This window comes from Noviherbaspirillum saxi (assembly GCF_003591035.1).
In the GTDB taxonomy this organism is placed as follows: domain Bacteria; phylum Pseudomonadota; class Gammaproteobacteria; order Burkholderiales; family Burkholderiaceae_D; genus Noviherbaspirillum; species Noviherbaspirillum saxi.
In genome coordinates, this window is record NZ_QYUO01000001.1 from 3,341,532 (window position 1) to 3,349,627 (window position 8,096).

At 59.2% G+C, this 8,096-nt stretch carries 8 protein-coding genes; all 8 read left to right on the top strand.

Going from position 1 to position 8,096, the window contains the following annotated elements:
* The first annotated feature begins 43 nt into the window (after positions 1 to 43).
* The 8 genes from D3871_RS15855 (at position 44) to D3871_RS15890 (ending at position 8,001) form a co-directional block, all read left to right on the top strand.
* Positions 44 to 562 (top strand): DUF3305 domain-containing protein, encoded by a 519-nt coding sequence (locus D3871_RS15855; protein WP_119769774.1) that lies wholly within the window; start codon positions 44 to 46, stop codon positions 560 to 562.
* Positions 552 to 1,085 carry a DUF3306 domain-containing protein gene (locus D3871_RS15860; protein WP_119769775.1) on the top strand — a complete coding sequence of 178 codons (534 nt, stop codon included), beginning with the start codon at positions 552 to 554 and terminating at the stop codon, positions 1,083 to 1,085. The genes D3871_RS15855 and D3871_RS15860 overlap by 11 nt, the downstream gene beginning before the upstream one ends.
* Positions 1,069 to 3,162, top strand: coding sequence for a 4Fe-4S binding protein (locus D3871_RS15865; protein ID WP_119769776.1), 2,094 nt, complete (start codon positions 1,069 to 1,071; stop codon positions 3,160 to 3,162). Before D3871_RS15860 ends, D3871_RS15865 begins: the two co-directional genes overlap by 17 nt.
* Before the next feature lie 32 nt (positions 3,163 to 3,194).
* Positions 3,195 to 3,809, top strand: coding sequence for a TorD/DmsD family molecular chaperone (locus D3871_RS15870; RefSeq protein ID WP_119769777.1), 615 nt, complete (start codon positions 3,195 to 3,197; stop codon positions 3,807 to 3,809).
* Between the two features lie 149 nt (positions 3,810 to 3,958).
* Positions 3,959 to 4,156, top strand: a complete 198-nt coding sequence (locus tag D3871_RS15875; protein ID WP_119769778.1) for a hypothetical protein — start codon at positions 3,959 to 3,961, stop codon at positions 4,154 to 4,156.
* A gap of 18 nt (positions 4,157 to 4,174) precedes the next feature.
* Positions 4,175 to 7,138: a formate dehydrogenase subunit alpha gene (locus D3871_RS15880; RefSeq protein WP_119769779.1), complete on the top strand. Its 2,964-nt coding sequence runs from the start codon at positions 4,175 to 4,177 to the stop codon at positions 7,136 to 7,138.
* Positions 7,139 to 7,150: 12 nt separating this feature from the next.
* Positions 7,151 to 7,777, top strand: a complete 627-nt coding sequence (gene fdh3B, locus D3871_RS15885; RefSeq protein WP_119769780.1) for a formate dehydrogenase FDH3 subunit beta — start codon at positions 7,151 to 7,153, stop codon at positions 7,775 to 7,777.
* On the top strand, positions 7,774 to 8,001 hold the full coding sequence (locus D3871_RS15890) for a hypothetical protein (protein ID WP_119769781.1): 228 nt from the start codon (positions 7,774 to 7,776) through the stop codon (positions 7,999 to 8,001). The genes fdh3B and D3871_RS15890 overlap by 4 nt, the downstream gene beginning before the upstream one ends.
* Positions 8,002 to 8,096: the final 95 nt, after the last annotated feature.

An 8,096-nucleotide genomic window follows, 5' to 3' on the forward strand; every position in this document is an offset into this window, starting at 1 on the left:
TAGCGTTATTAAAAAAACAGGTGCGCCAGGCACCAGCGGAGACATGGAGACAGAAGCCCTGAAGGTCGCGGTGGTCATGCAACGCGTTCCGCTTGCGAACCGCTGGCAACCCTATCAATGGAAGCCGATCGAAATTTCGGCTGACGCCGTTTTACCGGACGGCGGCGCACACTGTTTGCGTGACGACGAAATCGACACGCGCTGGCTGTTCGCCGGCTTCGAGATCCGGCTCTATTCCGATGAAGCCGAAGGCTATTTCCTCAATATCGATTCTCCCGCGCCGTGCTGGTTTGTGATGTCGCGCATGGAAGAAGTCGACGGTGTCGACGTCGCCGTGCCCAAGCAGGTCACGCTGTCCTATAACGAAGCCGCGCGGCTGATGGATGGCGGCGAACGCGTCGACACCCTGCCCGCCTCTCGCGACATTATCGAGCACATGGCGCGCTTCGTGCAGGAGCACTATCGCCCCGAAGTGAAAAAGAAACGCCGCAAGCCTTCGTTCGAAGGCGGTGCCGGCGTCGAACAGATGGCGCGCGCCGAAGGAGAGCAGCATGGAAGCTGAAAGCTTTTTCGCGCGCTGGAGCAAGCGCAATGCGGAAGCGGCGCAGGAAAAGCAGGCCCCGGCAACCGACCTGCCCGAATCGCAGGAAACGCCAAAACCGCCCCCGACCATCGAGGATGTCGCAGCGCTGACCCCTGAATCGGATTTCAAGCCGTTTGTCGCACGCGGCGTCGATGAAACGGTGCGCCGTTCAGCCATGAAAAAACTGTTTGCCGATCCGCATTTCAATGTGATGGACGGACTCGATGTCTACATCGATGACTACAATACCTTCGACCCGATCCCTCCCGCCATGCTGGCGATGCTTAATCACGCAAAGGGTTTGCTCGATCCGCTTTCGCAAACCGAGCATCCGCTGATGCGCCTGCTGCAAACCGTGCCCGACTCCGCGCAGGCGGAAGAACCGGCGACCGATGCATCCCCAGATACGCCGCCCGAAGAACAGGCTGCAAGCTCCTCCGTCGACGTCGATCAAGACGCGCATACAACTCCGGACCCGACATCAGATGACAACCCAGTTTAAAGTCTGCAGTTGCAATCAGACCATGCCGCTCGACCCGGCGGCCGGCGCAGCACTCGGTGCCGCGCTCGATGCCGGTGTGCTGCATCCCGCATCGCAACTATGCCGGCGTGAAATCGGTGCGTATCTCGACACCCTTCAGGGCGTCGACCAGGTGGTTGTCGGCTGCACGCAAGAGCAGGCATTGTTTACCGAAGTGGCGCAACAAAAGGAAACGGTTGCGCCACTTCGTTTCGTCAATATCCGCGAAACGGGTGGCTGGGGCGCGCAGGCGAAACAGGCATTGCCGAAGATGGCGGCGCTGCTTGCTGCAGCCGCATTGCCCGACCCGGAACCGGTGCCGACGGTGGAATACGATTCAGGCGGCAGCGTTCTGCTGGTCGGTCCGGCGGAACGGGTACTGCCCTGGGCCAAACGTTTGAGCGGGCAGCTGAGCGTGAGCGTGCTGCTAACCTCGGGCCATGCCGGCGCGATGCTGATGGAGCGCGACGTCCCGACCTTTTCCGGCAGCCAGATCGGTATCGACGGCTGGCTGGGCGCATTCAAGGTCAGCTGGCAGCAGGCCAATCCCATCGACCTGGAACTATGCACGCGCTGCAATGCCTGCATCGAAGTCTGCCCCGAAAACGCGATCGATTTCAATTACCAGATCAATCTGGATGCGTGCACCTCGCATCGCGACTGCGTCAAGGCATGCGGCGCGATCGGTGCGATCGATTTTCAGCGCGAAGAAACGCAGCGCAGCGGCGAGTTCGATCTGATCTTCGATTTGTCGGACCAGCCCATCATCACGCTGCACCAACCGCCGCAAGGCTATTTCGCGCCCGGCGCCGATCCGCTCAAGCAGACCGATCACGCGCTGCAGTTGACCCAGCTGGTCGGCCAGTTCAGCAAGCCGAAATTCTTTGTCTACAAGGAAAAGATTTGCGCGCACAGCCGCAACACGACGGTTGGCTGCAATGCCTGCATCGAAGTCTGCTCGGCTGCGGCGATCACGCATAACGGCAATCACATCAAGGTCAATCCAAATCTGTGCGTGGGCTGCGGCGCCTGCACCACGGTCTGTCCATCCGGCGCGCTCAGCTATGCGTATCCACGGCCGACGGACCTCGGCACCCGTATCAAGACCATGCTGGCCACCTACGCCAAGGCGGGCGGTACGCACCCTGCGCTGCTGCTGCACAGCCAGGAACAAGGCCTGGAACTGATCAATCGCCTGGGCCGGATGGCGGCAACCGGTGCATTGCAAGGAATGCCGGCACGCGTGATGCCGATCGACCTGCATCATGTCGCATCGGTAGGCATCGATACCTGGCTGAGCGCCATCTGCTATGGCGCATCCAATGTGCTGATATTGAGCACCGGAGACGAAGCGCCGCAATATCTCGCCGCGCTGGAACAGCAGATCAGCTTCGCGCAAACCATCCTGTCGGCACTCGGCTACCAGGGAACTCATATTGTTTTGCTGAAAGCGCAGACCCCTGCCGAACTCGATAAGCAACTGCATGCACTGACACCAGCGCAAGCGCCCGGCCAGCGCGCGCTGTACAACATTGCGGCGGAAAAACGCGGCACACTGGATTTCGCTTTCACGCACTTGCTCAAGTATGCGCCAACCGCGAAGGAAGAAATTTCGATGCCGGCCGGTGCGCCATTCGGCATGATCGCGGTGAATACTTCAGCTTGCACGCTGTGCATGTCCTGCGTCGGCGCCTGCCCCGAGTCGGCTTTGCTGGATAATCCGAACATGCCGCAATTGCGCTTCATTGAAAGCAATTGCGTGCAATGCGGATTATGCGAAAAGACGTGTCCGGAAAATGCGATCACGCTGACGCCGCGTCTGTTGCTCAGCGATGCAGCCAAGAAGCCGGCCGTGCTCAACGAAGCGCAGCCCTATCACTGCATCCGCTGCGGCAAACCCTTCGGCACCTTGCAGATGATTGACAACATGGTGTCCAAGCTGTCCATGCATGGCGCCTTTGCCGGCAATATCGACCGCCTGAAAATGTGCTCCGATTGCCGCGTGATCGACATGATGGAAAACAAGAAGGAAACCTCGATCCTTGAAATGAAGCGCTAGTTTTATCCGCGCAATGACTTGCACACGACCACATGACCACTGCCCAGCCGCTTAAATTCGAAGCTCCCGATCAAGGCGAGGAAACCGCCCGCGCCGACCTCTACGGTGTGCTCGCCGCGCTGTTCTATGCGCCACCGTCGCAGGAATTGCTGAGCGCCATCGCGGCCGCGCCGGATGAAGGCGACGGCGTCCTGCGGCATGCCTGGCGCGAACTTGCGGCCGCATGCGCGGGCATGACGCCCGACCGTACGCGCGACGAATATGAAAGCTTGTTCATCGGCGTCGGCAAACCGGAACTGATCTTGTACGGCTCGTATTACCTGAGCGGTTTCATGATGGAAAAGCCATTGGCTGCCTTGCGGACCGAGCTTGCCACACTGGGACTGCAGCGTGGCGATAAAGTCACCGAAAGCGAAGACCATATTGCGAGCTTGTGCGAAGTCATGCGTTACCTGATTGCGTCCGAAGAAATGTCGCAGGCCAGCGTTGCGTCGCAGAAGCAATTCTTTGGGACACATCTACAGCCTTGGGTGATCGATATGTGCAGCGCGATTGAGGCCCACCCACAAGCCATTTTTTATCGGCCAGTCGCTCGGCTGGCAAAGGCCTTCTTTGAAGTAGAGATGCAAGCATTCGACATGTTTTAAGCCATTTCGTCGGGCAGCGTGTCGATGTATTTGGTTTTCATGAACAAACGTTTTCGCGCAATGCAAACCCGCGAAAACTGTGCTAACTTGAAGAAATATTAGAAAAGGTAACAAGATTACTTACCGCACTTCTGCACTTGGAGACAAACATGGCAGAACAAAGCAAAATCGCCCGCCGCACCTTTTTTGCGGGTCTCGGGCTGGCCGCCGCAGCTGGCGTTGCCGCAAAACTTTCCCTGAAGTCCGTGGTACCTGAAGCGATCGCACCTTCCCCCAATGAAACACAGGGAAACGGCTATCGCTTGACGGAACACATCAAGAAGTACTACCGGACGACCACTATCTAACCGTCGAGGGAGACGATCATGCTGTTGACTCGCAAAGGCCAGTCAGGCCAGCGTTCGCCCAATCGTTTTACTTCTAGCCTGTCGGAAAGTCTATCGCGCGCCTTGCCGACGATGGATCGCCGCACTTTCCTCAAACGCTCGGGGATAGGCATCGGTGCCGGCATTGCCGCATCGCAGCTTAACCTGATCCAACAGGCGAAAGCCGCGGATGGCGCCAAGGCGGCCGGTGGCGGCAAGATCGAAGTCAAACGTACGGTCTGTACCCACTGCTCGGTCGGCTGCGCGGTCGACGCAGTGGTGGAGAACGGCGTATGGGTGCGCCAGGAACCGGTGTTCGATTCACCGATCAACCTCGGTGCGCATTGCGCCAAGGGCGCGGCCTTGCGCGAGCACGGGCATGGCGAATACCGGCTCAAGTATCCGATGAAGCTGGTCAACGGCAAGTATCAGCGCATCAGCTGGGACGTGGCCTTGAACGAGATTTCCGCGAAGCTGCTCGATATCAAGAAGGCGAGCGGACCGGACTCAGTATTTTTCGTCGGTTCCTCCAAGCATAACAACGAGCAGTCGGCGCTGTTGCGCAAGTTCGTCTCTTTCTTCGGCACCAACAACACCGACCACCAGGCGCGCATCTGCCACTCGACCACGGTCGCGGGCGTCGCCAATACCTGGGGCTATGGTGCAATGACCAACAGCTACAACGATATGCAGAACTCCAAGGCGGTTATGTATATCGGCTCGAATGCAGCGGAAGCGCATCCGGTATCGATGCTGCACATGCTGCATGCAAAGGAAACCGGCACCAAGATGATCGTGGTCGATCCACGCTATACCCGCACCGCGGCCAAGGCCGACCAGTATGTGCGTATCCGCTCGGGCTCCGACATTCCCTATCTGTACGGCATGCTGTACCACATCTTCAAGAATGGCTGGGAAGACAAGCGCTACATCAATGACCGCGTCTACGGGATGGACAAGGTCAGGGAAGAAGTCATGAAATGGACGCCGGACAAGGTCGAGGAAGCCTGCGGCGTGCCGGAAGCGGAAGTGTTCAAGGCAGCCGAAACCATGGCAAAGAATCGCCCGTCGTCGCTCGTCTGGTGCATGGGCCAGACCCAGCACTCGATCGGCAATGCGATTGTGCGCGCTTCCTGCATCGTGCAGCTGGCTCTGGGCAACATCGGCGTGGCCGGCGGCGGCGCCAACATCTTCCGCGGCCATGACAATGTTCAGGGCGCCACCGACGTCGGCCCCAATCCCGATTCCCTGCCCGGCTATTACGGTCTGGCGACTGGTTCGTGGAAGCATTGGGCGACGGTCTGGGGCGTCGACTATGAATGGATCAAGAAGCAGTTCGCATCGCAGGCGATGATGGAAAAATCCGGCACCACGGTATCGCGCTGGGTCGATGCGGTGATGGAAAAGAACGAACTGATCGACCAGGACCACAACGTCAAGGCAGTGCTGTTCTGGGGCCATGCGCCGAATTCGCAGACGCGCGGCCTCGACATGAAGAAGGCGCTCGACAAGCTCGACATGCTGGTGGTGATCGACCCGTATCCGTCGGCGACTGCGGCGATGGCGGCGATGAAGGTCGACGGCCAGGAACTCAACCCGAACCGTGCGGTGTACCTGCTGCCGGCGGCGACGCAGTTCGAGACCTCCGGCTCGGTGACCGCATCGAACCGCTCGCTGCAGTGGCGCGAAAAAGTGATCGAACCGCTGTTCGAGTCGCGCACCGACCATATGATCATGTACCAGCTGGCGGAAAAACTCGGCTTCGGCAAGGAACTGGTCGCCAAGATCAAACTGGTGCCGGGCAAGAGCGGCATGATGGAGCCGGAACCGGAAGACATGCTGCGCGAAATCAACCGCGGCACCTGGACCATCGGCTATACCGGCCAGTCGCCGGAGCGGCTCAAGGCGCACATGCGCAACATGCAGTTGTTCGATGTGAAAACGCTGCGCTGCAAGGGCGGCAAGGATCCGGTATCCGGCTATGACATGACCGGCGACTATTTCGGTCTGCCCTGGCCTTGCTATGGCACGCCGGAAATGAAGCATCCGGGCAGCCATATCCTTTACAACACGAATCAGCATGTGATGGATGGCGGCGGCAACTTCCGCGCCAACTTTGGCGTCGAGCGCGAAGGCGTCAACCTGCTGGCCGAAGACGGCTCGCATTCGGCCGGTTCCGATATCACGACCGGCTACCCGGAATTCGACCATGTATTGCTGAAGAAGCTAGGCTGGTGGGACGACCTGACCGAAGCGGAAAAGAAAGCAGCGGAAGGCAAGAACTGGAAGACCGACCTGTCGGGCGGCATCCAGCGTGTCTGCATGAAGGTGCATGGCGTTCATCCTTTCGGCAATGCCAAGGCGCGCGCTTTGGTCTGGAACTTCCCCGACCCGGTGCCGCTGCATCGCGAGCCGCTGTACGGCACACGCGCCGACCTGATGGTCAAGTATCCGACGCATGACGACAAGAAAGGCTTCTGGCGCTTGCCGACGCTGTACAAGTCAGTGCAGGAAAAGAACATCGAGGCCAAACTGCATGAGAAATTCCCGATCATCCTGACCTCGGGACGCCTGGTCGAATACGAAGGCGGCGGTGAAGAGACGCGTTCGAATCCTTGGCTGGCCGAGCTGCAGCAGGATAACTTCGTTGAAATCAATCCGACGGCTGCGGCCGATCGCGGCATCCGCAACGGCGAATATGTGATTGTGTCGACGCCGACCGGGGCACGTATCAAGGTCAAGGCATTGGTGACGCCGCGCGTCGGACCTGACACCGCGTTCATCCCCTTCCATTTCTCCGGCTGGTGGCAGGGCAAGGACATGCTTGAGTTTTACCCGGAAGGCGCGGCCCCCGTGGTGCGCGGCGAAGCGGTCAATACGGCCACGACCTACGGCTACGACTCTGTGACCATGATGCAGGAAACCAAGACCACGATTTGCAACATCGAACGCTTTACTGCCTGACGGAGAACTGACATGGCACGAATGAAATTCATTTGCGACGCGGAGCGCTGCATCGAGTGCAACAGTTGCGTCACCGCCTGCAAGAACGAGCATGAAGTTCCTTGGGGCGTGAATCGCCGTCGCGTGGTCACCGTCAACGACGGTGTGGTCGGACAGGAAAAATCGATTTCGGTCGCTTGCATGCATTGCTCGGATGCGCCCTGCATGGCGGTATGTCCGGTCGATTGCTTCTATCGCACCGATGAAGGCGTGGTACTGCACAACAAAGATACCTGCATAGGCTGCGGCTATTGTTCGTATGCCTGCCCGTTCGGCGCGCCGCAATTTCCATCCAGCGGCAATTTCGGCTTGCGCGGCAAAATGGACAAATGCACGTTCTGCGCCGGCGGTCCGGAAGAAAACGGTTCCAAGGCGGAATTCGACAAATACGGCCGCAATCGCCTGTCCGAAGGCAAGCTGCCGGCTTGCGCCGAAATGTGCTCGACCAAGGCGCTGCTCGGCGGCGACGGCGACATGGTTGCCGATATTTTCCGCAACCGGGTGCTCAGGCGCGGCAAGGGTAGCGAAGTCTGGGGCTGGGGCACCGCCTATGGCAAGCCACCGAATGCAGAAACCAAGCCGGAAGGGAAAAAATCATGAGGAAGCTGTGGATGCTGGGCGCCTGCATGGCGCTGCTGGGCGGTTGCGGCGAAATGGACCAAAGCAAGACGGCAGGCACGACCAACCGCAGCGATGTGGCACCGTGGCAAGGCGCGAAGAATGCGTATGTCATCCAAGGCTGGTCACCCGGCGATCAGGGCAGCTGGGAAACACAGCTGCGCACGCGCGGGCAGTTGCAGAACGAGTATGTGAAGGTGAATTGATTCGGGTATTGCCTGTTCATTCTACGGATTTGATTCGTTCTGACAGTCGGGTTCCTTCCCCCTACGCCGGGCGCCCCTGCAAGGGGGAAGGAACC